Source organism: Caulobacter sp. AVps18 (assembly GCF_058681425.1).
Map to the genome: position 1 here is coordinate 1,082,707 of NZ_CM178737.1, position 25,509 is coordinate 1,108,215.

Here is a 25,509-nt window from a genome sequence, read left to right on the forward strand (position 1 = left end):
TCAGGGAATGGCGTAAGCGACCGTCGCCTTGGCGGCGGCCCGCTCGCGCGATTCCGTCCACATCAGGATATCGGCCGTCGCAATGCGGCGGCCAAGCTTGAGCAGGGTCGCCTCGGCGTAAAGGTCGCCCGGTTTGCAGCCCCGCAGGAAATGGATCGTCAGCGACGTCGTGACCGCCAGCGGCACCTCACCGATATGGGTCAGGATCACCGCATAGGTGGCGGTGTCGGCCATGGCCATCAAGGTCGGCCCCGAAATCACGCCCCCAGGACGAAGCTGCCGCGGCGAGAAGGCCTGACGCAGCAGGACGCGCCCCTCCGAAACCTCGGTTACCTCGGGCAGCGAAGCTGGGTCGTTGTCGGGGAAGGCGCCCTTCAGGAAGGTGTTGAACCCCGCCGCATCCAGCTTCAGCCAACCCTCGCTCATCCGCCGACTTTCAGCGTGTTGTCATCGCCATTGCGGTCGATGACGGTGTTGTAGGGATCCACCCCCGCAAACTTCGGCGCCCTGGTCACGATGAAGGTCAGGGTCTGCACGCCCGAGCGGATCGCACGGCGCTCGTACAGCAGCACATTGTCGGCCTTGAAGCCCTTCTTGCCCGGCTCGGCGGTGAACAGGCCGATGTCCATGGCCTCGTTCAGGGGAGCGGCCGTTTCCTTGCCCTTGCCGTCGGCATACATCTTCTTGGCCTCGACCGTCAGGGTCACGTCGAACCGGCCGTCGGCCCGCTTCTTGACCGTCGCGGACTTGGTCTTGAGGTCATAGAGGGTGATTTTCTCGAACAGGTCGGTGATCAGGGCCTGCTTGTCGGCCGGCGCCTCGGCCCGGATCGCTGTCATGAAGTCCAGCGTCGTGGGATAGGGCGCGCCCTTGAAGGCGTAGGCCTTGATCAGCCTGCGCAGGGCCCGGTTGACCGCCGCCTCGCCGATCTCGTCCTGCAGCCGGTACATGACCAGCGAGCCCTTGTTGTAATGAATATAGGGCTGGTTCTCGACCTTGTAGAGCGGCTGCTCGTCCAGGGCGTCGCCGCCGCGCGAGCGCAGATAGCGGTCCAGCTCGAACTTCAGGAACTTGCGGATCTGGCTCTCGCCGTGCATCCGCTTCATCACCATCAGGGCCGAATACTGGGCGAAGGTTTCGCTCAGCATCGTGCTGCCCTGCTGGTTTGCGCCGATCACCTGGTACGCCCACCACTGGTGGCCGATCTCGTGCGCCCCGACATAGGTGACCATGTCGATCTTCTCGGGATTACGGTAGTCGGCGATGAAGAACAGGCCCTCTGACCACGGCATGGTCCCGGCATAGGCCTGGGCGAACTGGGCGTAGTCGGGGAACTCCTGGAAGCGCAGCTGGCGGAATTGATAGGGGCTGAATTCGGTCCCCATATAGTCCAGCGAGGCCTTCATCGCCCCCTTCATGCGCGCGATGTTCCAGGGGTGCTGGGCGTCGTAATAGACCTCCAGGTCGACGCCCTTGTAGGTTTCGCGCGCGATCTGGTAGCGGGCCGACTGGATCGACATGAAGGCCTGGACCGGCGCCTCGGTGACGAAGCGGGCGGTGCGTCGGTCTCCGGCGCCCTGCACGGGCCCCTTCAGATCCGCGCTCTGGAACCAGGTCTTGTCGGACACCTTGCGGCCGGGCGCGATGGGCGTCTGGTCGGCGTCAGTGGTGACGGTGATGTCGGACGTCACCCAGTCAGCGTCTTTGCGCAGACCGTTGAACTGCCGCGACGGGCCATCGCCCAGCCTGGCCATCCGAAGTTCGGGCGGCAGGCCGTATTTGCGACGCTTGGCCCGGTCGACCAGCAGGCCGTCGCGCGCCATGCCCAGGATCGGCGCGATCTCGAGATTGTTGATGAAGGTCCCGTTGTCGACGACGCGGCTTTCCGCCCCGCTGTTGGGGAAGCCCTTTTGAGCGCGCTCGGTGATGAAGCTCATCTTGCGGCGCTCGCCCGGCGCCATCGGCGTGTCGAAGGCGAAGATCCGGTAGTTGAACCGGTCATAGGTCCTGGTCGAGCGCCCGCCCTCAATGGACAGGCCCTTGACCTCCAGGTCGCGGTCAAAACGCACATGGATCTCGCGCAGCGGCGCGCCCGTGCGGTTCTCCAGAACGTAGGAGCCCTTGGTGCTCACGCGCGGCTGATGCGGATAGAGGTCCACATCCAGCATCATCGAGACGATCTTGGGCTGGGGGGTGTTTTCAAACGGAAGCAGGGTCTTTTCGTAATCGGCCTGCCATTTCTCGCCGTCGATCCTGGTCCGGTAGTCGTTCCAAATGTTGGTATTGACGTAGATGAACGCTCCCGAGGCGGCAAAGACCGTCAGGGCCACCGCCAGGGTCGCGCCGGCCTTGCCGGTCATGCGACGCGGCAGGCGCTTGAGGCGCGGCCAAAGGCGCGTCTCGGTTCCGCGCCGCCACAGGCCATAGGCCAGCAGCACCAGCACGACGGCAAAGGCGCTCCAGTACAGGCGCAGCCACCAGGCCCCGATCCAGAACTTGCCCTGGCCGTTCATGTCGGAGAACGGCGTTTCCGTTACAGCTCTATAGAGATAGAGCCGGTGTTCGAAGCCGAGGCTCGACAGCGTGATGGTGGCGACCAGATAGATCACCATCAGGCCCCAACCGATGAACTTGTGCGGGCTGATCGCCTGCAGGAACACGGCCAGGACCGCCAGCAGGATCCAGCTAACGGACTGGGGCAGCACATACCACAGCAGGTACTTGCCCAGTTCCAGATGGGTATAGCCGTGGGCCAGCTGGCTGATGATGGCGGCCAGGACGCTGACCAGCAGGGTCGAGATCAGAACCAGCGCAATGGCCAGGGTCTTGGGCGCAACAAAGGCCCAGTCCGGCACGGGGGTGGCGTCGATGATCTCGTGGGTCTTGCGCTCGCGTTCGCGCCAGACCAGTTCGCCGGAATAGTAGATTGCGATGATCATCGGGATCAGGCCGAACGACCCCATCAGCGGCATCAGCAGGACCCGGGTTACGGGATAGATCACCCCGCCATAGCCGGCGGCCTCGGTCGCGAACCATAACGACCCCCCGGCATTGAACAGGCCCAGGGCCAGCAGAACGAAATAGGCCGGGCTCTTGAACACCTGACCCATGTCGAGGCGGGTCCGGGCCACCAGCTGGGCCCAGGCGGCCTGACCATCATGGCGCGGCGTGGGCAGGGGCACCGTCAGCACCGGCGGCGGGTCAGACTCGGCCGCACTGCCCTTCAGGGCCTTGGCCTTCTTGTTTCCGGCCAGTTCCGCCGATTGGCGCTCGAACAGCCAGTAGGCGGCCGCCAGGAAAACAGCGCCCAGCGCCAGGCAGAAGACCCGGTTGAACAGCAGGACGCCGGCCAGGGGAGGGGTCAGGGTGTTACGCTCGCTCGCCGTCCAGTATTTGGTGGCCAGGCTGAAAGCACCCGTGCCCAGGGGCTCCCACAAGGCCGCAGCCTGCTCGAACCCCGGGCGGTCCAGGGCGATGCCGGCGATGATCCAGATAACCAGGAAGGCGATGACGCCGACATAGGTCCACATCATCGAACGGGTGACGGTTGCCAGGGCAAAGAAGATCGCCGAGGTCAGGAAGATCGCCGGCAGGGCCAGGGCGAAATACGAGAAGAGATAGGTCTGGAGGATGTTCGGGCCGAGCCGCTCAGGGTCGATCCAGGGCATGAACGACCCGATGAAGATCGCCAGCGGAACCACCAGGAACGAGATCGACGCCGCCAGGAAGGCCCCGACGAACCGCCCGTAGAGATAGTCGAACTTGCGGATCCGGGTGGAGCGCAGGATCGGGCCAAAGCCGGTCTCGTCGTCACGGACCACCACATTGGCCACAAAGGCCGTGGTCACGAACATGTAGAAGATCGACAGGACCAGATGGGTCTGGGCGATGGCGAACGGGGCGTTCTTGTGGATCGAGCCCCCGCCGCCGATGGAGATCTGGTCAACCGTGGCCGCCCCGAAGGTCAGCAGGAAAAACACCACCGCCACCACCCAGAACACGGGCGACTTCAGCTGGTAGCGGAGCTCGAAGCCCGCGATCTTGGCAAACATCCGGCTGCCCTCCCTACGCCGCGCGGCGGGTGGTGGACAGGGTCGAGAAATAGACATCCTCCAGCCCGCCCTCGACGGCGGCGAAGCCGTCGCCCGGATCGCTGTCGCAGAGGATGTGGATCACCGTGCGGCCGCCCAGCAGGCGGGTGGAGATGACCTGATACTGGCCCTTGGCGGCGTCGAGATCAGCCTTGTCGATGGTCTTGCGCCAGATGCGACCGCCCAGTTGGGTGACAAAGTCGCCCGGCGCGCCTTCCTTGACGATGCGGCCGTCGCAGATGATCGCCATGGCCGGGCACAGGTCCGAAACGTCCTCGACGATATGGGTCGAGAGGATCACCACCACGTTCTCGCCGATCTCGGCCAGCAGGTTGAGAAAACGATTGCGTTCTTCGGGGTCAAGACCGGCGGTAGGCTCGTCGACAATGATCAGGCGCGGATCGCCGATCAGGGCCTGGGCGATGCCGAAGCGCTGGCGCATGCCGCCCGAGAAGCCGGCGATGGCCTTCTTGCGCACGTTCCACAGATTGACCTGGGCCAGCAGGCTCTCGACGGTTTCCTTGCGCTCTTTCGCGCCGGAAATGCCCTTGAGCACCGCCATGTGGTCGAGCATGTCGTAGGCCGAGACGCGCGGATAGACGCCGAAGTCCTGCGGCAGATAGCCCAGGGTCCGGCGCAGAAGTTCCGGCGTCTTGAGCACGTCGATGCCGTCGAAACGGATATGGCCCGAGGTCGGGGCCTGCAGGGTGGCGATGGTCCGCATCAGGGTTGACTTGCCCGCGCCATTGGGCCCCAGCAGGCCATACATGCCGCGCGGTATGGTCAGGCTGACCTCGTCAAGGGCGCGAACGCCGTTGCCGTAGACGTGAGTCAGGTTCTCGATGATCAACATTCGCGCGCTCACAGCCCCCGCATGAAAAGACGCCCAAAAAAATCCACAATCGTCATGGCCCGACGCGGCGCCTGTGGGCAAGTGAAAGAACGTTTAGGCCTGACATGTCGTCCCTTTGTGTCCAACGCGCGATAAGCGGGGCGGGGTGCTTTCGACGCCGACGGTTTGGCGCTAATCAGGCGGTATGACATCGTTTGCCGTTCCCCCGCCCGCCCTTCCCACGGTCCCGGTCGAGGGATCATCCGCTGTTTTTCCGGTCCGCCGGATCCTGTGCGTGGGGCGAAACTATGCCGCCCACGCCCGCGAAATGGGCGCGGACACCCGCGATCCACCCTTCTTTTTCGCCAAGCCGGCCGACGCCGTGGCTCCCCTGGCGACCGCCGTGCCCTATCCGCCGGCGACATCGGATCTGCACTACGAGATCGAACTGGTGGCGGCCCTGAAGGGCGGCGGCCAGAACCTGACCCCCGAACAGGCCATCGACCTGGTGTTCGGCTACGCGGTCGGCGTCGATCTGACCCGGCGCGACCTGCAAAACGCCGCCAAGGCCAAGGGCCACCCCTGGGAGGCCGGCAAGGCCTTCGACGCCAGTGCCCCGATCAGCGCCATCCGCCCGATGAGCGGCCTGCCGCCTGAGGGCGCGATCTTCCTGAGCGTCAACGGCGCCGAAAAGCAGCGCGGCCAGATCGCCGACATGATCTGGAACGTCGCCGAGGTGATCGCCCAGGCCAGCCAGCTGTGGAGGCTGGAAGCCGGCGACCTGATCTTCACCGGCACGCCCGAAGGCGTGGGCCCCATCGTCCGTGGCGACCTGATCGAGGGCGAGGTCGAGGGCGTGGGCAAACTGTCCTTCACCCTGGTCTAGGAGCCGCCCCATGAAACTGACCCTGCACAGCGCCTGGCGGGCCAGCGCGCCCTATCGGGTGCGCATCGGCCTGAACCTCAAGGGCCTGGACTATGACATCGCGCCGGTGGACCTGGTCACGAGCCAGCATCACGGCGAGGCCTATCGCGCCCTCAATGCCCAGGCGCTGGTGCCGACCCTGGAGGTCGCCATGGCAGGAGAAGCGGGTCGAAAGCTGACCCAGAGCCTGGCCATCCTGGAATGGCTGGACGAAACGGTTCCAGAGCCGCGTCTGCTGCCCGCTGATCCGTTCGACCGGGCGGTGGTCCGGGCCATGGCCGAGGTCGTCGCCTGCGACATCCATCCGGTGAACAATCTGCGCATCCTGCGCGCCCTGACCGGCCTGGGCGTCGATCAGGACGGCCGCGACGCCTGGGCCCAGCGCTGGATCGGTGAAGGCTTCGCCGCGCTTGAACCGATGATCGCCGAACACGGCAAGGGCTATGCCTTTGGCGATACGCCGGGCCTGGCCGATTGCTGTCTGGTGCCACAAGTCTATAACGCCGCCCGGTTCCACGTGGACATGGCACCGTTCCCTGCGATCCGCGCCGCCGTGGCGCAGGCGCTGGAGCATCCCGCCATCGCCGCCGCCCACCCCAACCTTCAACCGGACGCCCAAAAGGCGTGAGGAAAAAGCATGCTTGAAGATTTGAAGGCCAACAACGCCGCCTGGTCCAAGGGCAAGACCCAGGTCGATCCCAACTTCTTCAAGCGGCTCGAGAACCAGCAGAGCCCGGAATATCTCTGGATCGGCTGCAGCGACAGCCGCGTGCCGGCCAATGAGATCGTGGGCCTGGATCCCGGCGAGCTGTTCGTCCACCGCAATGTCGCCAATCTCGCCCCGCCACAGGACGCCAACTATCTGAGCGTGCTGCAGTTCGCGATCGACGTGATCAAGGTCAAGCATGTGATGGTCGTCGGCCACTATGGCTGTGGCGGCGTGGCGGCGGCGATCGACGGCAAACGGCGCGGCCTCGTCGATCACTGGCTGCACCCGATCCGCGAAGTGCATGCCGAGCACCGCCACGAACTGGACGCCCTGCCCAGCGAGAAGGAAAAACTCAATCGCCTGTGCGAGCTGAACGTCATCCGCCAGGTGCGCAACGTGGCCTCCGACGTCTTCGTGCAGGACGCCTGGGCGCGCGGCCAGTCGCTGGCCGTGCATGGCTGGGTCTATTCGCTGGCCAACGGGCTGGTGAACGACCTCAATGTCGGGATTTCGTGCCTGGAAGACTATGAGCGGGTGGCCGGCGGAACGGTTTAGATCCTCCATAAAGTTTGTCATCCCGGCCGGACCCCGGCGAAGGCCGGGGGGAGAGCCGGGACCCAGGGGCCAAGGCAGTGCGGTCGCCCCTGGGTCCCGGATAGCCTCTGCAAGGCTTCCGGGATGACAAGGTTTGGTGAGCCCTACCCGCCCCGGATCCGCACCCGAGCCGTGACCTTGCGGCCCTGCCCGTCCACCACTGACAGGCGATAGAACCCAGGCGCGGCAGGCTTCCACACCACCCGGCCGCTCACCGGATCCGCCGCCAGCGGCGTCCCGCCGACATACCAGGTCAGGTCCTCGCCACCGGCCGCCAGCACCAGCCCCCGCGACTTGGGCCCAAGCGCCTCGACCTGCACCGCCGCACCATCGGGCGGGAAGATCAGGCGCGGACCCGCATCGACAGCCTCCAGCCGCTGCAGCGCCTGGGGCGCGGCCTTCGGCGCAAGCGGACGCGGCGCGGCGGCCGGAGCGCCCACCACGTCGGCGACATCAAACAGCAGCGGCAGGGCGGCGTCGCGACCGGTCAGGCCGCCGCGCGCGCCGCCGTCGGCCCGGCCCGTCCAGACGATGATCGCATAGCCCCCGACCACCCCGGCCGCCACCGCGTCGCGAAAGCCGTAGGACGTGCCGGTCTTGAAGGCCATGGCCGGTCCGCCCCGGGTCAGGGCCGAGGGCGCGCGCCCGCGCGGCGCGGGGGCCTCTCGCAGGATGTCCAGCACCTGCCCGGCCGCCTCGGGCCGGACCAGCCGGGTCCCGCCGGAGCTTTCCCGCAGCTTCGCGTCAGCCTCCGTCCAGGCCAGCGGTTTGGCGAGGCCGCCATCGCCGAGAGCGGCATAGAGCAGGGCCAGGTCGCGCAGGGTAATCCCCTCCCCGCCCAGGGCCAGGGCCAGACCGGCCGGCTTCAACTGCGACTTGGGCCGCGCCAGATGGGCACCGGCCGCCTCGATCCGACCGGCGAAGGCTTCGGGACCCAGCCGCTCCAGTGTGGCGACGGCGGGCACGTTCAGAGAGTGCGACAGGGCCTCGCGCACCGTGACCTTGTCGTGAAACACCCGGTCGAAATTTTCGGGCTGATAGTCGGCAAAGCGGGTGGCCGAGTCGGTCAGCTGGGTGTCGGCGGCGACCAGGCCGTCATCCATGGCCATGGCATAGATGAACGGCTTCAGGGCTGAGCCGGGCGAGCGCAGGGCGCGCGTCATGTCCACCCAGCCGCCGGCCCGCTCGCGGCCGGCCGAGCCGACGGCGGCGCGCACCGCCCGGCCCTTGATTTCCACCACCAGGATCGCAGCGGTGGCATCAGCCCCCTGCGAAGCGGCGATGGCGGCGGCCATCGGCTCCAGCCGCGCCTGCAAGCCCGCATCGAGCGTGGTGACGACGCTGGCCTGCTTGACCGGCGCAGAACGAGCCAGCTGGCCGGCGGCGTGCCAGGCCAGGGCCGGAAAGGGCGCCCGAGGCGGCAGGGCTTCAGCCTCGGCTTCCAGGGCGGCGGCTTCGGTCAGGGTTCCAGTCCGGACCAGCTTGTCCAGCACCGCTCGCCGGGCCAGCCGCGCCGCCTCGGGCCGCCGGTCCGGCCGCCGGGCCTCGGGCGCCTGCGGCAGGGCGATCAGCAGGGCCTGTTCGGCGTCGGTCAGGCTGCTCGGCTCGTGGCCGAAATAGGCCAGGCTGGCGGCCCGCACCCCCTCCAGATTGCCGCCATAGGGGGCCAGGGTCAGGTAGAGAGCCAGGATCTCGTCCTTGGTCAGCCGCGATTCCAGCTGGGCGGCCCGGACCATCTCGATCAGCTTTGCGCCAAGGGTGCGGGGACGCGGCTCCAGCAGCCTTGCGGTCTGCATGGTCAGGGTCGAGGCCCCGGAGGTGGCCCGGCCATGGATCACCGCCGAGCCGAACGCCCGGACCACCGCCAGCGGATCAACGCCCAGATGGCTATGGAACCGCCCGTCCTCGACCGCGATCAGCCGGCGCTGGAAGGTCGCGTCAGTCCGATCCAGGTCCGCGCGGATCCGCCAGCGCCCGTCCTCAACCGGCAGGGCCCGCAACCAAGCGCCGCGCCGGTCCAGTGCCACCGGCGACGACTGCCGGGCGCGGGTCATGTCCGGCGGGAAGACAGCGCTGAGGGTTGCGAGGATGACCTGGACGCCCAGCAGAGCGACGAGGGCCTTGGTCAGACGGGGGACGTACTTGCCTCGCCCTTCCCCCAAAAAACTCAATCTTGTCATCCCGACCGCAGCGAAGCGGAGAGCCGGGACCCAGGGGCAACCGCAGTGCGCCGGCCCCTGGGTCCCGGGTCGGCCGAAGGCCGCCCGGGATGACAAGATATGTTACTCGAGACCATCTTAGCTCACGGCCCCGGCGCGATCACCGCGCGGCCGGCGTCCGAGCGGGCGGTGATGGCCGGGCGATACATGTCCTTGGCCACCGCGCCGGGCAGGAAAAACTCGCCCGGCGTCACGGCCCGCGCCACATAGGCCAGGGCGAAGGGCTTGTTGCCCTCCAGGTCCATGGCCGCGATGAAGCGGTCGTCGCGGCTCTCCTGCACGTCGGCGCCGGTCAGTTCGCCCAGGAACCTGTAAGGCCCGTTCTGGGCGTCGTCAGCGCCCAGCGTCGCCTCGATCTCGAAGCCGGCCGGCAGGGCGTCGTCGACCACCAGGGCGGTCGAGCGGGCCTGCATCGAGCGACCGGAAACCAGAACGATGATCCGGTCGCCCTGGCGGATCGTGGCCGGGTCAACCGCGCCGCCGCTCATCGACAGCAGGCGCTTGCTGACAAACAGACCGCTGGACACCGCCCCCGGCGCCGCCGTCGGGGTGCCGCGGACGCTGACCGTCCGCCACAGCACGCCCTTGCCGGTGTTGGTGAAGCGGCTGTCGGCCAGCTTGCCCACGGCCCAGCGCGGCGCGCCGCCGGCCGGCGGCAGGGCCGTGGCCCCCTGGGCGTCGATCGAGATCGGACCGGCCGCCTTCAGCAAGGCATAGGCGGCGTGCAGGACGGCCGCCTGTTCCTGGGTGTTGAGGGCGTCAGGGTCCTTGACCACATTTTCCAGCCGGCTCTGCAGCTGGCGGGCAATGTCACCCTGGCCAGACTCGACCGCCAGGGCCGTCAGTCCCGCCACGTCGCGCAGCGGGCTCTGGTACCAGTCCTGCTCATCACGATAGCCCAGCGATTTCACCGCCTGGCGCATGGCCGAGCGGGCCCGGGCCTGGTCGCCCATCCGGGCCAGACCGGCCGCGACATAGGCCTTGGCCATCGGCTGGTCCTCGTCCTTCATCTGCACGTCGTGCCACCAGCGCAGGCGAGCCAGATCACCCTTGCCCCCCTTGGCCATCACATAGAGAGCATAGGCGCTGGCCCGGCGGCGCATGCGCTGGGTGGCCTTGGTCGACAGCTCCGGCGTCTGGGCCCACCACTGCGGATATTCCATGCGATAGGCCACGGAAGCCCAACCGTCGGGGCGGCTGATCTGGCGCATGGCGTTCATGGCCTTGTCGATGGCGGCGTCGGGTACCGGGATGCCCTGGGCCCTGGCCTCCAGCAGGAAGTCGGTGGCATAGGCCCCCAGCCACGGATCGGCCTCGCCGTCACCCACCCGCCACAGACCGAAGGCCCCGTCCAGGGTCTGGCGATCCAGCAGCTTGCCCACCGCGCCGGCCAGGGCAGCCGGGGTGCGTTTGAGCTTGGGATCACTGCTCAGGCTCTGGGCGTAGAGCAGCGGATAGGCGGTCGAGACCAGCTGTTCGGTGCAGCCATAGGGATAGCGTTGCAGGGCCACCGCAATGGCCGCCGGGTCAAAGCCCTTGAACGGCGAATAGCTGACCTGCAGCGTCACATCCCCCGCTGCCAGCCCCGACATCAGGCCGTAGGACGGGGTGTAGCTCTGCCCCGGCAGCTGTTGCTCGGTGGTGGTGCGCACCACATCGCCCCAGCCCAGCCGGGTCTGGATCGGATAGTCCTTGGCTGTCGCAAAGCCGGGGCCGGCCACCTTGAAGCCGATCTTGCCGATGCCGGTGACCTCCGGCGCCAGGAAGGGGATCTTTTCGGCGATGCGCTGACCCAGGATCAGCTGGAACACCTTGCGGAAGGTCACCTTCAGGCCATTGGTCGAGAAGGCCTCGGCGGTATAGGCGCCGGGCTTGCCCTCGACATTGTGCAGTTCCAGCGTCGCCATGGCCTTGTCGCCCGGTGCCAGGAAGCGCGGCAGGTTGAGGTCGGCCACCATCGGCTGGCGCACGGTCAGGGGCTTGGAGCCCGAGCCGACGGCGGTGTCGGTCCAGGCCACAGCCATCAGGCGCAACTCGCCATTGAAGTCGGCGGCCGGCAGCTTGACCACCGCCTTGCCATCCAGCCCCGTCTCGACGATGCCCGACCACAGGGCCACAGTCTTGATCGGCGTCACCGTCAGGCCCTCGCCGCCGATCTCGTCGCCGCCGAAATTGACATTGGCCGGCGCGCCCAGATTGGGATCCAGCAGACGGCCATAGTCGTCGCGATAGTCGACGCCCAGGGCGCGCTTGCCGAAGTACCACTTCACCGGATCAGGACTGTCCTGGCGGGTCAGACGCAAAATGCCCTCGTCGACGGCCGCAATAGTCACCTTGGCCCTCTGGCCAAAGCCCAGCCCCTTGACCGTCACCGGGATCTCGACCGGCGCCTTGGAGTCGATCTTTTTGGCCGTGCCCAGATCCACCGTCAGCTTGCGGTCCTTCGGGTCCAGCGGAACATAGACCAGACCCAGGGCCCGGCGCGGCTTGGGCGAGGCGACCGGATCGCGAGGTTGGATGACACTGACCATCACATAGGCCCCGCCACCCCAGGCGGCCGAGGTCTTCAGACGGACCGTCGTGCCCTTCTCGCCGACAGAAACGGTCTTCAGGTCGATCAGGCGGTCGGTGGCCACGGCCACCTGGGCCTGGCCGGCATAGGGCGGCTTGATCGTGATCTCGACGGTGTCGCCCTGGCTGTAGGCCTTGGTCCCGGCGCTGACCCGCACGAAGTCGGGTGCCTCGGCGTCCTTGGCGGGCGAGCCCCAGCCGGCGGCGAAGCGGATAACGGTGCGCGACCCGTCCGCCCCCTCGACCAGCAGGCGATAATCGCCCCAGCCCAGGCGGCGGGTGAAGCGGGCGGGCAGAACCGCGCCGATGTTCACCGTGGCCTTGGCCACCACCGCGTCGCGGCTGGTGCGCCGCCACTGCCAGCGGCCGTCCTGCTGGAACCAGTCATAGTTCCAGTTCTCACTGATCAGGGTGTAGGTGGCGGTCGCCCCCACCCGCTTGCCGGCGGCGTTGACGGCGATCATCTCCAGACTGATCGGCGGATCGCCCCTGGCGCTGTCGCCCTGATCGATCTTGACTCCGAAATACAGCGGCTTGGCGCGGACTTTGAGGTCGAGACCCTCGCGCACCGGTCGGCCGCCGGGCTCGAACACCGAGGTCGTCACGGCGGCCAGCAGGGGCTGGGCCGTGTCGCCGGCCAGATCGGTTCCCACCGACAGCACCGCACGGCCTTCGCCGTCGGTGATCGTGGTCCCCAGATCCAGATACTTTTCGTCGAACGGCTTGTCGGCGTCGCCCCAGCGATAGTCCTTGAAGGCGGGGAAGGGATCGGGGTCGGCACGCAGCCGCGCCTCGCCTTGAGTCTGCAGACCCGAACCCGGCGCGCCATAAAGGAAGCGGGCCGAGACATCGACCTTGCGGGTCTCGCCCACGCCCAGCGGCACGGCTTCCTGGCCCGTGGTGGTGACGGCCAGGCGTTGCGGCGCGAAGTCCTCAACGCTGAAACTGAGCGTGCCGGACGCCGCCTCGACGCCCTCGATCTTCAGCTCGGCGGTCCAGCGGCCACGGGGGGCCGAGCGCGGCAGGGCGATCTGCGTCAGCACGGCACCGGCGTCGGCGCGGCTGAACGGATAGCGCTTGAACTCGACGCCAGACGGCCGCTTGACCACGATCTCGCCCTTGCGATCGTTGACGGCTTTGGCCATCCGGTCGCGGACCATGGCCGTCAGATGCACGGTTTCACCGGGCCGGTAGATCCCCCGGTCGGCATAGAGATAGCCGTCAATATCGGTGCGGGTGGTACGGCCGGCCGTGGCGTCCTCACGCCCGCCGACGCCCTGTTTCGACAGATCCACCGGCGAGCGGTCCAGATCCAGCACCGCCAGGTCGCCCTGGGGTCCATAGGCCATGACCATCTTGGCGCGCTCGGACCCTTCGCCCTCCAGCAGGGGACGCAGGAACCGCACCCGGCCGTCGGCGTCGCTTTTCGCCTCGGCCAGATCTTCGCCGTCGCGGGCGACCAGCGCCACGCGCACGCCCGACAGGGTCTTGGCCGTTTTCAGCGAGCGGACGACAACGTCGAGGGATTCCGAGCCGTCATAGGCCAGCATGGCCATGTCAGTGAACACGATCCAGCGGCGAGCCTGGGCGGGGGGCGTGTCGCCTTCAGTATCCGGATCACGGCCGCCCGAGGCGTCGCGCGCCTTGATCAGATAGCCGCCGGCCTTCATGTCCTTCAGCACCGCGCCCAGCGGGAAGACGGTGGTCGCCTTCTGGCCAGTGGCCGAGCCCGTGACCTGCACGACACCCTTCCAGACCCGGCGGCCATCCTCACCGGCGCTGTCTTCGCCATAGTCGCCGGCCCAGTCGCCCTCGCCGGTCGGATCGGGCGCACTGATCGACTTGCGCACCAGATTGCGATCCGACACCCGCCAGACCTCGACGGCCAGGGTCTGGACATTGATGGTCTCGATGCCCACGCCGTCGGCGTCCTCGCGCGGCAGGATCACGCCGTCGCCGGCGAAACCGACGTAAGGAGGCTTTTCCCCGAACGTGAAATCGACATCGGCATTGGCGCCGAGCGTCTCGCCGCCCTTGGCGGGCAGACCCTTGAGCAGGGTGACGCGGTGGTCGGTGAAGCCCACCCCGCCGACGCAGATCTCGTCGCCCTTGACCCGGATGGCCGGCTGGCGGCCGAGATCGGGCGAGAGCAGCACATAGTCGGCATAGGGCTTCGACGGATCGAGCGCCCGGCTCATCTGGACGCAGGCCATCGGGTCGGGGCCGCTGCTGTCGATCCGGCTCTGCCAGACCGCAAAACCCTCGGGCTTGGGGATGCCGCGCCGGGGCGCCTTGGCCGAACGGGGCTTGCCAAACAGCGACCAGGCCTCGCCCTTGGCCGGGGCGGCGGCCGTCGCCGTCGATGCGCCGCCCAGCTGGATAACGTCCGAGACCTTGCCGGCCACGACCCCGCCGCCGAAGCCGACGACCAGGGCTCCCACCGCGACAGCGATCAGGCGGGTACGTGGATCCTGAGGCAGGCGTTCGCGCAGCCGCTCAAGCCATGGGAAACGCGCAGTCGGTTGATCCGCGCTGCCGTCCGGCTGCGTCCCGTCCGTGGACATGCCGCGTCCCTTCCCACTCGACCTCAAGGTGATCGATGTGAGCCGATGCGGGGTCTGCGGTCAACGGCCAGACCATGAAGGTTTTCAAAGTTCTGCGGCGGTAGCCTCACGCCGCCGCCGCCGGGGCTCAGCCCATGAATTCCACCTGGCCGGTCTGCAGGCTGTAGACGGCCGAAACCACCTTGAGCCGACCGGCGGCAATGCGGCTGCTGAAGGCCTCATCGGCGGTCTTCAGGCGCTGGGCGATATTGATGGCATTGCGGCGGATTGCGGCGTCCTGCAGGTCGGCAGGCTGACTATCCTGGGCCTCGAGTACCGCCGGGACGATCGGCAGGGCCATGTCGAACAGGGCGCCGTGCAGGTGGGCGTGCTTGGTGGCGACATCCACGGCCGCGCCGACAGCGCCGCACTTGGTGTGACCCAGCACCACGATCAGCGGCGCGCCCAGATGCTCGACGGCATAGAGGATCGAGCCCAGGCCCTCGCGGCTGACCGTTGAACCCGCCGTGCGGACCACGAACAGCTCGCCCAGGGTGCAGTCAAAAACCAGCTCCGGCGGCACGCGGCTGTCGGAGCAGCCCACGACGATGGCGAAGGGCTTCTGACCGTTGGAGAGCTCATTGATCCTCGCCCAGCTGGGCAGGGCCATGCTGGCGCCCCCACGGGCGAAGATGGCGTTGCCATGCTTGAGGCGACCCAGGGCTTCGTCGGGATTGATCAAGACTTCGGGCGCATGGGTTTCAGCGGGCTTGGGATATTCAGCGACCGTCGAACGCACCGGCGCGGGCGCGGCTTGCACAGGTGCGGCGGCCCGCGGCCTTGGCGCCGCCTTGCGCGGCGCGGGCGCGTGATGATCGTCGCCCTCGGCCAAGGCCGCCAGCGGCACGCTGGCCAGTCCCGACGCCAGGGCGCCCAGCAGAATTCGTCTCGAAACCATGTCGTCCCCCGACGCGGATTGTATGTCAGGCCACAGGACTAGAGAGACAAGGTTAACCGACAGTAGGTTTTGCCGCTGTCGTCACAGCGGCAATTCAGCGCGCTTGACCACGGTGCGCATGGCGATGCTGGAGCTGACCCGCACCACGCCGGGGATGCGGGTCAGTTCCTGGGCATGGACCCGCTCCAGATCATCGACATCCCGCACCACCAGCCGCAGCAGATAGTCGGAGCCGCCGGTCATCAGGTAGCACTCTGCCACCTCGCGGACATTGGCCACCGCCTTCTCAAAGGCGCTGAGCGTCGCCTCGGCCTGGGACGACAGGGTGACCGTGACAAAAACGCTGAGCGGCAGGCCGGCGATGCGCTCGTCGATGACGGCGGCATAGCGGGCAATGACGCCGGTTTCCTCCAGGGCCCGAACCCGTCGCAGGCAGGCCGACTCCGAAAGATTCACGGCCTGGGCCAGCTCGACATAGCTGGACCGGCCCCGCCTTTGCAGCAGGTTGAGAAGCTTCCGGTCGAAGCTGTCAAGCTGGACGACGGGTTTCTTCACGGATCACTCTCCAGACGCAGGAATCCTGCATAACACGGTTCCAGACACATGAAATAGCCCGGGAACTTGCGAAAGGAGAGGCGCAGACTGGCGTCAAAATCCCCTTGGAGGAAATCATCATGCGCGTCGGCGTCCCTTCAGAGATCAAACCGGGCGAACACCGCGTGGGCCTGACGCCCACCGCCGTCCGCGAATATGTCGGACACGGTCACAGCGTTCTGGTTCAGACCGGCGCGGGCCTCGGGGCCGGCCATGCCGACGAGGCCTATGTGAAGGCCGGTGCCACCATCGCCCCGGACGCGGCGGCCGTCTTCGCCGGCGCCGACATGATCATCAAGGTCAAGGAACCCCAGAAGGTCGAGTGGGAAAAGCTGGAACCCCGCCACATCCTGTTCACCTATCTGCACCTGGCCCCTGATCCCGCCCAGACCGAAGGCCTGCTGAACAGCGGCTGCGCGGCCATCGCCTATGAGACCGTCACCGACGCACGCGGCGGCCTGCCGCTGCTGGCTCCGATGTCGGAAGTCGCCGGCCGGATCGCCGTGTTCTCGGCGGCCGAGAGCCTGCTCAAGCACAAGGGCGGCATGGGCCTTTTGCTGTGCGGCGTGCCCGGCGTGCCCCCGGCCCGCGTGGTGGTGCTGGGCGGCGGCGTCGTCGGCTCTAACGCCGCGCGCATGGCCGCCGGCCTCGGGGCCGAGGTCGTGGTCCTGGAACGCTCGATCCCGCGCATGCGCGAGCTGGACGACCTCTATCAGGGACGCATCCTGACCCGCTACTCGACCTTCGCGGCCGTCGAAGAAGAGATCCTGAAAGCCGACGTGATCATCGGCGCCGTGCTGACCGCCGGGGCCGCCGCGCCCAAGCTGGTGCGTCGCGAGCATCTTTCACAGATGAAGCCGGGCTCGGTGCTGGTCGACGTGTCGATCGACCAGGGCGGCTGTTTCGAGACCAGCAAGCCGACCACCCACGCCGAGCCGACCTATACCGTTGACGGCGTGGTTCACTATTGCGTGGCCAACATGCCGGGGGCCGCGCCGCGCACCTCGTCCGAAGCCCTGGGCAACGCCACCCTGCCGTTCGGCCTGGCCCTGGCCGACCATGGCCTGGACGCCCTGAAGACCAATGTCCATCTGGCGCGTGGGCTCAACGTGCTGAACGGCGAACTGACCCATCCGGCCGTCGCCCAGGCCCTGGGCAAGGCCTCGGTGGATCCCTACGGGGCCTGGAAGTAGCTTTCTTACCCGCTCTCCCCGGCGAAAGCCGGGGTCCAGATGCGAAAGCGCCCGCGTTCCGGAAGGGATCGCGGGCGTCTTTGCATGCGCCTCACAACTTTACGATCTGGGTCCCGGCGTTGGCTTCGCCGCCCTTCGGGTCGCCGGGAAGAGCGGATTGAGATGCTAGGCCGCGAACCGCGCCAGGTCCTGGCGGTTCTCGACCAGGTCGAGCACGTCGTTCATGCAGAAATCGGGATCGGCCGGGTGCAGGGCGTCATAGATCGACCGGGCAAAGGCCAGGTCAGCGGCGGTCTTCACCCGCCAGTCCAGCCGCGACCAGTCGCGAGGGGCGGTGAGGTTGGCCTGACTGAAACGCACTGGATCGTTGCGGATGGCGGCCGTGGGCGAGATGCGCTCCATTGGGTCGCGGACCTCGGCAGCCGCAACACGCAGGGCGTTGGCGGTGATGACCTCGACCTCCAGGCCAGCCGGGAAAGTGCGGGGCGTGCGGTTTGAGGTATAGGCCGCGCCGCTGAGCTGAGCCAGGCGCACGGCTTCGTCCACGATGCCGGCGTCGACAAAGGGCGCGTCGCCCTTGATGCGCACCACATGGGTGACGGCGCTGATCGCCTCAGCGCAGCGGGCGATGCGGTCCAGAATGTCGGAGCCCGCCCCGCGATGCACGGCATAGCCGCGCGAGACCAGGAAGCCGGCCAGGGCATCATCGGAAGCGTCGGTGCTGGTGGAGACGATGATCTTGTCCAGCCGCCGCGCGCCGCGCAGGCGCTCCAGCTGGCGAACGATCATCGGCTCGCCACGAAGCGTGGCCATCGCCTTGCCGGGAAGGCGGCCGGCGGCCATGCGGGCCTGCAGCACGGCGAGGATCATGGCGTTCTTCCCTTGGCGTCTATCGTTGCCGTCACCCTGCGGGAGAAACATCAAAGGCCGATGAATCAAACCCTTACGAGCCGTAAACGCCGCGCTCCCAAGCGGGAGCGCGGCGCGACGTCGCTACTTCTTCATCCAGCCGCCATCCAGCGGCTTCCAGTACTGGCCGGGTGCCAGGCGCGCATAAAGCTGCTTGGCAGTGGCCTGGCCTGCGGCTTCAGGCGTCACGCCGGTCTTGGCGGCGATGTCCTTGTAGACGGCCGCGCGGCCGGTGTTGATCTCGGCGACCGAAGCGCGCAGGTCGGCGTCGCCTCCAGCCACGATGCCCAGGAAGCCGTCGGCCTGTTCGCCCACGGTCCCGGCGACCTTGGCGGCGTCGACGGCGGCCTTGGCGGCGGCCGTCTGGGCATAGGCGGCACCCGCGCCGGCGGCGGCCAGGGAAAGGCCCAGGGCGAGAACGGTTATCGTCTTGCGAAACATGTCGGAGCCTTTCCTTAGAAGAGGTTGGGGTTTTGCTGGATCAGCGTCTGGACTTCCTTGTCCAGCCGCACGCGGACGTCGGCGTCCAGCTTGGCGTAGATGTTGATCGGATCCACCTTCACGCGGATCGTCGGGGTGCAGGCTCCCAGCGCTCCCATCGCGACTAGGGCGGTCAAAAGGGCGCGCTTTCTCATGCGGGTCTCTCCAGTTGGGGGAAATAGTGGGCGGTCACGGCTGAACCGGAGCTGAACGCGCCTCGACTTGGCTCTGGGCCTTGTAGGCGTTGCGCCAGGCGGCCAGAAGCTCGTCGAAGTTCAGAGAGGTGTCCAGGGTCAGGTCGACCGGGGTCTTGGCGGGCAGGGCGATGCGCTTGTTGAAGGCCTTGCCCCGGATCAGGTCCAGCAAACCGATACGGGCCTTTTCGGCCACCTTGGGATCGTGCTCGCCCTTGATGTGGAACAGGATGGCCAGGCGGCCCTGGTCGGTACTGTTGACGCCGGCCTCCAGCGTGTCGAACGACAGGTTTTCCATGGCCTGATAGGCGAAGTCCTGGATGGCGTTGACCGGCGCATCGGGACCAGCGGTCGGAGCGGGCGCGCCGGGACTATCGCTGTCAGCCCCCTGCACCCCGGCCTGCACGCCCGTCAGGGCCGCGCGCGAAATCGCCAGCCGCCCGGGCTGGATGGCCCGGACCTTGCCGTCCAGGAACCGGAAACCCTTGGCGCTCAGCTCGAACGGCAGGCGACCGTCAACCACCGCCTGCAGCTGGATCTTCTCGACCAGCGACGAGGCGGCGATCAGCTCACCCAGGTCCAGGTGCTCGACCACGATGACGCCCCGGATCGGCTTTTCCGGATCGAACGACACATCGGTGGGTTCGATGGAGACGCGGCCCTTGGCGGCCTCGAAGGCAGCGGACGAGATGTGCAGACGATCGGCACCCAGATTGAACAGCGCCGCGAAGGCCTGCAGCGGCACGATGGAATCGATCCGCGTGATCTTCAGGCTCTGGTCCGGCGCGCTGACCACGGGCGTCAGGCTGGTAAAGTCGATGGTCCCGTCCAGGGTGGCGACAAAACCGATCGGGCTGGTGAAGTCGATCCGCTCGGCCGCCAGCCGGCCCTTGCTGGTCATGCCGTCGGCGTCCCAGGCGAAGAGACCGGTAAAGCCGGCGGGTCCTGACGCGTTCTTGGCGAAGGCGGCCATCGGCGACAGATCTGCGGGTTGCAGCCCCCCGTCCTTGGCGAAGACCAGTTTCGAGGCGTCGATCTCGGCCCGGCCGCGGGCGCGGGCCACGTCATGGCGTAGCACGATGCGGCCCAGCGGCTGACCGGCCGGAGTGGCGGCGTCGAGGGTCCCGGTCCAGATCCCGCCCGACAGGGCCAGGCGGCCGCTGGTCTTGACCGGGTTGAAGCGGCGGGTTTCGGCGGCGTCGGTCAGGGTTCCCTGCTCAAGGGTCACCTGGGCCCGGTCGAGGCCGCCCGCGCCGCCGGCCGTCAGCAGGCCCGACACCCCGGCGATCCTGGCTTGCGCCTCATCAAGACCCGAGCTGAGATCGCGGAAGCGGGCCGAGGCGCTCCAGCCTTCTTCGCCGGAGACGAAAAGCGGCGCGGGACCCGGGCAAAGGCTCAGCGCCTGGCCGCTGAGCGGGGTCTCGCCGACCAGCACGCGGCGCGCGGTCAGGGGCGTGCAACCGCTCAGGACAAAACGGGAGCCAGAGGCCGAGGCCGTCGCGACACCCTCGATCCGGCCTTTCAATCCCTCCAGCGGCGGCAGGTCGATCGCTTCGCCCGCCACAGCCAGGCGGCTGGTCAGAACACCGCCGGCCATGCGCCAGTCGGGCGCATCAAGCCGCAGCGCCGGCAGGCCGCCGCCTGACAGGTTGGCGGTCAGCCCGCCGCGCGCCAGGCCGTCAGCCGCCAGATCGGCCAGCAGCCCGCCCCGCGCCGCGACCTGGGCCTTCACGCCATTGGCGGCCGACAGGCTCAGGGGCTCGGGCAGGGTCAGGACGGTGCGGCCGTCGCGCAGCGCCAGACGCAGGGCGGGGACACGCAGGTCGAAGCCTTGCAGGGCCTGGCTAGCGGCCCTGGCATAGGCGGGATTGGGCAGGACGGCGGCCAGGCGATCGGCATCGGGCTGGGCAATACCGCTGTCGGCCCCGGCCGATCCGTCCAGCGTCAGGGCGGGACGAGCCATGGGTCCCGACACTCGCCCCTGGGCCTTGGCGGCCAGGCTGGTCAGGGCCAGGGCGCCGCTGGCCAGTCGCCCGGCACCCAGCTGAATTGACAGGGGGCCGGAGACCGACCCCCCGGCGCTGTCGGTCGACAGGATCAGGCCGGCGGACTCGACCCGGCCCGACACGTCGCGCAGGGCCGCGCCGCCCGCCAGGGCCTGATCCAGACTGGCAGAGACCTCGCCGCCTGCGCTCAGGGCCAGCCGGTCGTCCTGCAGGGCGGCGGTCAGCCGGGGCAGATCAAGATCCAGGCCCAGGCCCCGCGCTTTGAGACCCGGCGCCTCCAGCCCCTCGCCGGTGGCACGGCCCGAAAGGTGTCCGTCGAAACGGGCCCGGGACAGGACCCCGTCCAGCCGACCGGCCAGGGTGAAGGCGGCGGCGGCGTCCGTGGCGCGGCTGTCGCCCAGCCTGAACCCGGCGGCCTTCAGGGCCAGACGCAGTTGCGCCGGGCCGGGCGCGGCCAGCTTGGCGAGGTCAGGATAGGCGAGCTCGGCGTCGATCTCGCCCTGGACGTCTTCCAGCTCCAGGTCCTGACCGACCAGGGCGGCCAAATCAAACCGCGCCACCACCGTCAGACGCTCGCCGCGCTTGCGGGCCGAAACTAGGGCGCCGCGCGCCTCGACCACCAGGTCGGCCGTGTCATAGCGCATCCGCGCCAGCCGACCGTCGAAGCGCAGCAGCTTGCCGTCGTCCAGGCTGGCGTCGCCCGTGATCCGGGCCAGGCCGCCGGGCGTGCGCAGGTCGAGCCGCGCATTCTCGACCAGGATCGCCGGCCCGATGGCCTTGGGATCGCCCGGCGACGCCATCGCCTGGTCGATCAGGGGCTGGAGGGCGCCGAAATCCAGACCCTTGTCGGTCAGGCTGGCCTTCAGGCGCGGACGAACCAGCCGCACGGCGCGGGTGTCGATGGCGAAGGGCCCCCCCGACCCCATCTGGCTTGTCCACGGTGCCTGGAGGTCATAAGCCACCTCGATGCGGTCGGCCGCGAAGATCGGATCGGATTTGGGCCCCAGCCGGATCGCGCCGGAAAAGCCGCTGGCGTCCAGGTCGTCGACCTCGACCACCGCATCGATGCCGCGCTCGGACAACCAGGCCTGGGCCAGCTCGCGGCTGATCTCGCGGCGGCCGCAATAGACCAGCAGACCCGTCGCAACGAAGGCCAGCATCGACAGCGAGACTGCTTCCAGCCCGATCTGCGCCAACCGCTCGCGGCGGCGCGCGGCGCGCGGCGTGGCCTGGCGTTCAGGGTTTTGGGGCACGGAATCGGGCGTCGGCTCGGCCATCAGGTCCTAGGTCTAGCGGCAAGCCCCCCGGCTTTGCTATTTTGTAGTTTGCGCCGTTCAGCCGCGAAAGCCCAGAACGTCCTGCATGTCATAGAGGCCCGGCGGCCGGCCCACGGCCCAGATCGCCGCTGCGACGGCGCCGCGCGCGAACAGGCCGCGATCGGTTGCCGAGTGCGACAGCGTCAGAACCTCTTCCTCGCCGGCAAAGATCACACTGTGCTCGCCGATGATGCCGCCGCCGCGCACCACTGAAAAGCCGATGGAGCCTTCGCGCCGGGCACCAGTGACACCGTCGCGGGCCCGCTCTTCGACGTCGGACAGCGCCACGCCGCGCCCGTCGGCGGCGGCCTGACCCAGCATCAGGGCCGTGCCTGACGGCGCATCGATCTTGCGCTTGTGGTGGGCCTCGAAGACCTCGATGTCCCACTCAGCCGCCGGCAGGGCGGCGGCGGCCTGTTTCACCAGCCCCATCAGCATGTTGACGCCCAGCGAATAGTTGCCCGACCGGACGATGGCGACCCTGGTCGCCGCCGCGTCGATGCGGGCGATCTGCTCGGCGGAAAAGCCGGTGGAGCCGATCACCACGGCGGGGCCACCGGTGCCCTCGGCCTGGAGCGCCGCGCAGGCCTCGGCCAGCAGAACGGACGCCTCGGGCAGGGTGAAATCGATCACCGCATCGGCCTCGCCCAACGCCACGTCGCGCTCGACCAGGCCCTCGCCCGTCGCGCCCGGACGGTCAAAACGGGCGACAGCCTGCGCGCCCGCATGGCCGTCCAGCGTGCGGGCCACGGCCTGACCCATGCGGCCCAGGGCGCCGGCTATGGCGATCTTCACGGTGGCGGTCATGGTGATCTCCGGCCTGCGACAGGCGTCCTAGTCGCCCATTGAGCGGCGCAGGGTCAATGGCCGATGATCCCGAACAGCGGTCGTCGGATTGACGCAACGCCAAGCCAAACAAGCGTTTGCGGGGATTTTATCGAATCGGCGAGGTTGTGAGCGCCACGCCCCGCCGCTACGGTGAGCGCATATAAGGGCGCGTCGCATTGTCCGGCTCGCCCCATCAACTTGCACGCAGGACGGGGAACGCCAGCATGAGCGACTCTGAGAAGAAGACCTTCACCGACGCCGAGGCCCTGGCTTTTCACCGCTATCCGACGCCCGGCAAGATCGCCATCGTCCCCACCAAGCCGATGGCCACCCAGCGCGACCTGTCGCTGGCCTACTCGCCCGGCGTCGCCGTGCCGGTCCATGCGATCGCCGCCGATCCCGACATGGCTTACGAGTACACCTCCAAGGGCAACCTGGTGGCGGTGATCAGCAACGGCACCGCCATTCTTGGTTTAGGTGATCTCGGCGCGCTGGCCTCCAAGCCGGTGATGGAAGGCAAGAGCGTCCTCTTCAAGCGCTTCGGCGACGTCGACAGCATCGACATCGAGATCAGCTCCAAGGACGCCGACGAGATCATCACGGTGGTCAAGAACATCGGCGTCACCTTCGGCGGCATCAATCTGGAAGACATCAAGAGCCCCGAGTGTTTCCGCATCGAGACCGAGCTGCAGGAGCTGCTCGACATCCCGGTGTTCCACGACGACCAGCACGGCACGGCGATCATCTGCGCCGCCGGCCTGATCAATGCCTGCTTCATCACCGGCAAGAAGCTGGAAGACGTCAAGGTGGTGCTCAACGGCCCCGGCGCGGCGGGCATCGCCTCGATGGAGCTGATCAAGGCCATGGGCGTGAAGGCCGAGAACGTCATCGCGGTCGACTCCAAGGGCGTGCTCTATCGCGGCCGCACAGAGGGCATGAACCAGTGGAAGAGCGCCCACGCGGTCGACACTGACAAAAGGACGCTCGCTGAAGCCGTGGCCGGCGCCGACGTGCTTCTCGGACTCTCAGCCAAGGGGGCGTTCACGCCCGAGATGATTGCCAGCATGGCGCCCAATCCCGTCATCTTCGCCATGGCCAATCCCGACCCGGAGATCACGCCCGAAGAGGTCCATGCCGTGCGCAAGGACGCCATCATGGGCACCGGCCGCAGCGACTATCCCAACCAGGTCAACAACGTCCTGGGCTTCCCCTATATCTTCCGCGGCGCGCTGGATGTGCGGGCCCGCCGCGTGAACCATGAGATGAAGATCGCCTGCGCCAACGCCCTGGCCATGCTGGCCCGCGAGGACGTGCCCGACGAGGTCGCCGCCGCCTATCACGGCCGCCAGCTGAAGTTTGGCCCGCAATACATCATCCCCTCGGCCTTCGATCCGCGCCTGATCTGGTACGTGCCGCCCTTCGTCGCCCAGGCGGCGATGGACACCGGCGTGGCCCGCAAGCCCATCGAAGACATGGATGCCTATCGCGCCGGCCTGGCCCAGCGCCTGGATCCCACCGCCGGCTTCCTGCAAAAGGTCTCGGGCGCGGTGCTGGCCAATCCCAAGAGCATCGTCTTTGCTGAAGGCGAGGACCCCAGCGTCATCCGCGCCGCCTATGCCTATCAGACCGGCGGCTACGGCAAGGCCATCCTGTGCGGCCGCGAAAACCTGGTCACCGAGAACATGCGCGTCGTTGGCCTTGACCCCGACACGGCGGGCCTGGAAATCATCAATGCCCGCCTCAGCGACCGCAATCCCGACTATGTCGACACTCTCTATATGCGCCTGCAGCGCCAGGGCTATCTGAAGCGCGACGTTCAGCGGCTGATCAACCAGGACCGCAACAGCTTCGCCGCCTCGATGGTCACCCTGGGCGAGGCCGACGGCATGGTCACCGGCGTTACCCGCAGCTTCGACCAGGCCCTGGAAGAGGTGCTGCGCGTCGTCGATCCCGCCCCCGGTGGCCGGATCATGGGCATGTCGGTGGTGCTGGCCAAGGGCCGGACCATCTTCGTGGCCGACACCAATGTCACCGAGCTGCCCGAGGCCGACGAGCTGGTCGAGATCGCCTGCGAAGCCGCCCGCGCCGTCGCCCGCCTGGGCTTCAAGCCCCGCGTCGCCTTCATGAGCTATTCCACCTTCGGCAACCCGATGGGCCTGCGTTCGGAAAAGGTCCGCGAAGCCGTGGCCATGCTCGACGAGATGGACGTCGACTTCGAATATGAGGGCGAAATGCCGCCCGAACTGGCGCTGGACCCCGAAAAGCGCGCCAACTACCCCTTCATGCGCCTGACCGACAGCGCCAACATCCTGATCATGCCGGCCATCCACGCCGCCTCGATCTCGACCAAGCTGGTCCAGAGCCTGGGCGGGGCGACGGTGATTGGGCCGGTGCTGCTGGGCTTGAGCAAGCCGGTGCAGATCGCGCCGTTGAGCGCGTCGGTGTCGCGGATTCTGAATATGGCGCTGATGGCGGCTTATGACGGGACGGTGGAGGGGTAACCCTCCACCCGCGTAGCAAGCCCGGCGGGCGTCCATTCTCAGCCCC

At 67.9% G+C, this 25,509-nt stretch carries 17 protein-coding genes; 5 read left to right on the forward strand and 12 right to left on the reverse strand.

What is annotated here, in order from left to right:
* The 3 genes from ACW179_RS05210 to ACW179_RS05220 are packed head-to-tail and all read right to left on the reverse strand — an operon-like array spanning nucleotide 1 to nucleotide 4,944.
* A complete protein-coding gene (locus ACW179_RS05210; protein ID WP_492063243.1) occupies nucleotides 1–426 on the reverse strand; it encodes a PaaI family thioesterase in 426 nt (141 codons plus the stop codon).
* Complete coding sequence (locus tag ACW179_RS05215; RefSeq protein WP_492063244.1) at nucleotides 423–4,052, reverse strand: ABC transporter permease/M1 family aminopeptidase; 3,630 nt, start codon at nucleotides 4,050–4,052, stop codon at nucleotides 423–425. Before ACW179_RS05215 ends, ACW179_RS05210 begins: the two co-directional genes overlap by 4 nt.
* A gap of 13 nt (nucleotides 4,053–4,065) precedes the next feature.
* Entirely contained in the window at nucleotides 4,066–4,944 is an 879-nt protein-coding gene (locus ACW179_RS05220; protein WP_492063245.1) for an ABC transporter ATP-binding protein, read from the reverse strand.
* Nucleotides 4,945–5,128: 184 nt separating this feature from the next.
* Between ACW179_RS05220 and ACW179_RS05225 the strand changes: the two genes are divergently transcribed.
* The 3 genes from ACW179_RS05225 to ACW179_RS05235 are packed head-to-tail and all read left to right on the forward strand — an operon-like array spanning nucleotide 5,129 to nucleotide 7,112.
* Nucleotides 5,129–5,809 (forward strand): fumarylacetoacetate hydrolase family protein, encoded by a 681-nt coding sequence (locus tag ACW179_RS05225; protein WP_492063246.1) that lies wholly within the window; start codon nucleotides 5,129–5,131, stop codon nucleotides 5,807–5,809.
* A gap of 10 nt (nucleotides 5,810–5,819) precedes the next feature.
* Entirely contained in the window at nucleotides 5,820–6,476 is a 657-nt protein-coding gene (maiA, locus tag ACW179_RS05230; RefSeq protein WP_492063247.1) for a maleylacetoacetate isomerase, read from the forward strand.
* A gap of 9 nt (nucleotides 6,477–6,485) precedes the next feature.
* On the forward strand, nucleotides 6,486–7,112 hold the full coding sequence (locus ACW179_RS05235; RefSeq protein WP_492063248.1) for a carbonic anhydrase: 627 nt from the start codon (nucleotides 6,486–6,488) through the stop codon (nucleotides 7,110–7,112).
* A 143-nt stretch (nucleotides 7,113–7,255) separates the two neighbouring features.
* Here the strand turns inward: ACW179_RS05235 and pbpC are convergent, their stop codons facing one another.
* From pbpC to ACW179_RS05255, 4 genes are all read right to left on the reverse strand, one after another.
* Nucleotides 7,256–9,331, reverse strand: a complete 2,076-nt coding sequence (gene pbpC, locus ACW179_RS05240) for a penicillin-binding protein 1C (RefSeq protein ID WP_492063249.1) — start codon at nucleotides 9,329–9,331, stop codon at nucleotides 7,256–7,258.
* 122 nt (nucleotides 9,332–9,453) lie between these two features.
* Nucleotides 9,454–14,505, reverse strand: coding sequence for an alpha-2-macroglobulin family protein (locus tag ACW179_RS05245; RefSeq protein ID WP_492063250.1), 5,052 nt, complete (start codon nucleotides 14,503–14,505; stop codon nucleotides 9,454–9,456).
* Nucleotides 14,506–14,632: 127 nt separating this feature from the next.
* Nucleotides 14,633–15,442, reverse strand: coding sequence for a carbonic anhydrase (locus ACW179_RS05250; protein WP_492063251.1), 810 nt, complete (start codon nucleotides 15,440–15,442; stop codon nucleotides 14,633–14,635).
* An 81-nt stretch (nucleotides 15,443–15,523) separates the two neighbouring features.
* Nucleotides 15,524–15,997: an Lrp/AsnC family transcriptional regulator gene (locus ACW179_RS05255; RefSeq protein ID WP_108490277.1), complete on the reverse strand. Its 474-nt coding sequence runs from the start codon at nucleotides 15,995–15,997 to the stop codon at nucleotides 15,524–15,526.
* A gap of 119 nt (nucleotides 15,998–16,116) precedes the next feature.
* Between ACW179_RS05255 and ald the strand changes: the two genes are divergently transcribed.
* The gene (gene ald, locus ACW179_RS05260) at nucleotides 16,117–17,229 is read left to right on the forward strand and encodes an alanine dehydrogenase (protein ID WP_492063252.1); all 1,113 of its coding nucleotides are present in this window, start codon (nucleotides 16,117–16,119) and stop codon (nucleotides 17,227–17,229) included.
* Between the two features lie 165 nt (nucleotides 17,230–17,394).
* Here ald and ACW179_RS05265 read toward each other — a convergent pair whose 3' ends face one another.
* The 5 genes from ACW179_RS05265 to dapB all read right to left on the reverse strand — a co-directional run bounded on the left by ACW179_RS05265 (nucleotide 17,395) and on the right by dapB (nucleotide 22,941).
* A complete protein-coding gene (locus tag ACW179_RS05265) occupies nucleotides 17,395–18,099 on the reverse strand; it encodes a glycosyltransferase family protein (RefSeq protein ID WP_492063253.1) in 705 nt (234 codons plus the stop codon).
* Nucleotides 18,100–18,222: 123 nt separating this feature from the next.
* A complete protein-coding gene (locus ACW179_RS05270) occupies nucleotides 18,223–18,579 on the reverse strand; it encodes a YdbL family probable chaperone protein (protein WP_492063254.1) in 357 nt (118 codons plus the stop codon).
* A gap of 14 nt (nucleotides 18,580–18,593) precedes the next feature.
* The gene (locus ACW179_RS05275; protein ID WP_492063255.1) at nucleotides 18,594–18,773 is read right to left on the reverse strand and encodes a YnbE family lipoprotein; all 180 of its coding nucleotides are present in this window, start codon (nucleotides 18,771–18,773) and stop codon (nucleotides 18,594–18,596) included.
* Nucleotides 18,774–18,807: 34 nt separating this feature from the next.
* Nucleotides 18,808–22,095 (reverse strand): intermembrane phospholipid transport protein YdbH family protein, encoded by a 3,288-nt coding sequence (locus tag ACW179_RS05280; protein WP_492063256.1) that lies wholly within the window; start codon nucleotides 22,093–22,095, stop codon nucleotides 18,808–18,810.
* 57 nt (nucleotides 22,096–22,152) lie between these two features.
* On the reverse strand, nucleotides 22,153–22,941 hold the full coding sequence (dapB, locus tag ACW179_RS05285) for a 4-hydroxy-tetrahydrodipicolinate reductase (protein ID WP_492063257.1): 789 nt from the start codon (nucleotides 22,939–22,941) through the stop codon (nucleotides 22,153–22,155).
* A gap of 245 nt (nucleotides 22,942–23,186) precedes the next feature.
* On the opposite strand from dapB, the gene ACW179_RS05290 reads away from it, so the two are divergent.
* Entirely contained in the window at nucleotides 23,187–25,463 is a 2,277-nt protein-coding gene (locus ACW179_RS05290) for an NADP-dependent malic enzyme (protein WP_492063258.1), read from the forward strand.
* Nucleotides 25,464–25,509 lie beyond the last annotated feature (46 nt).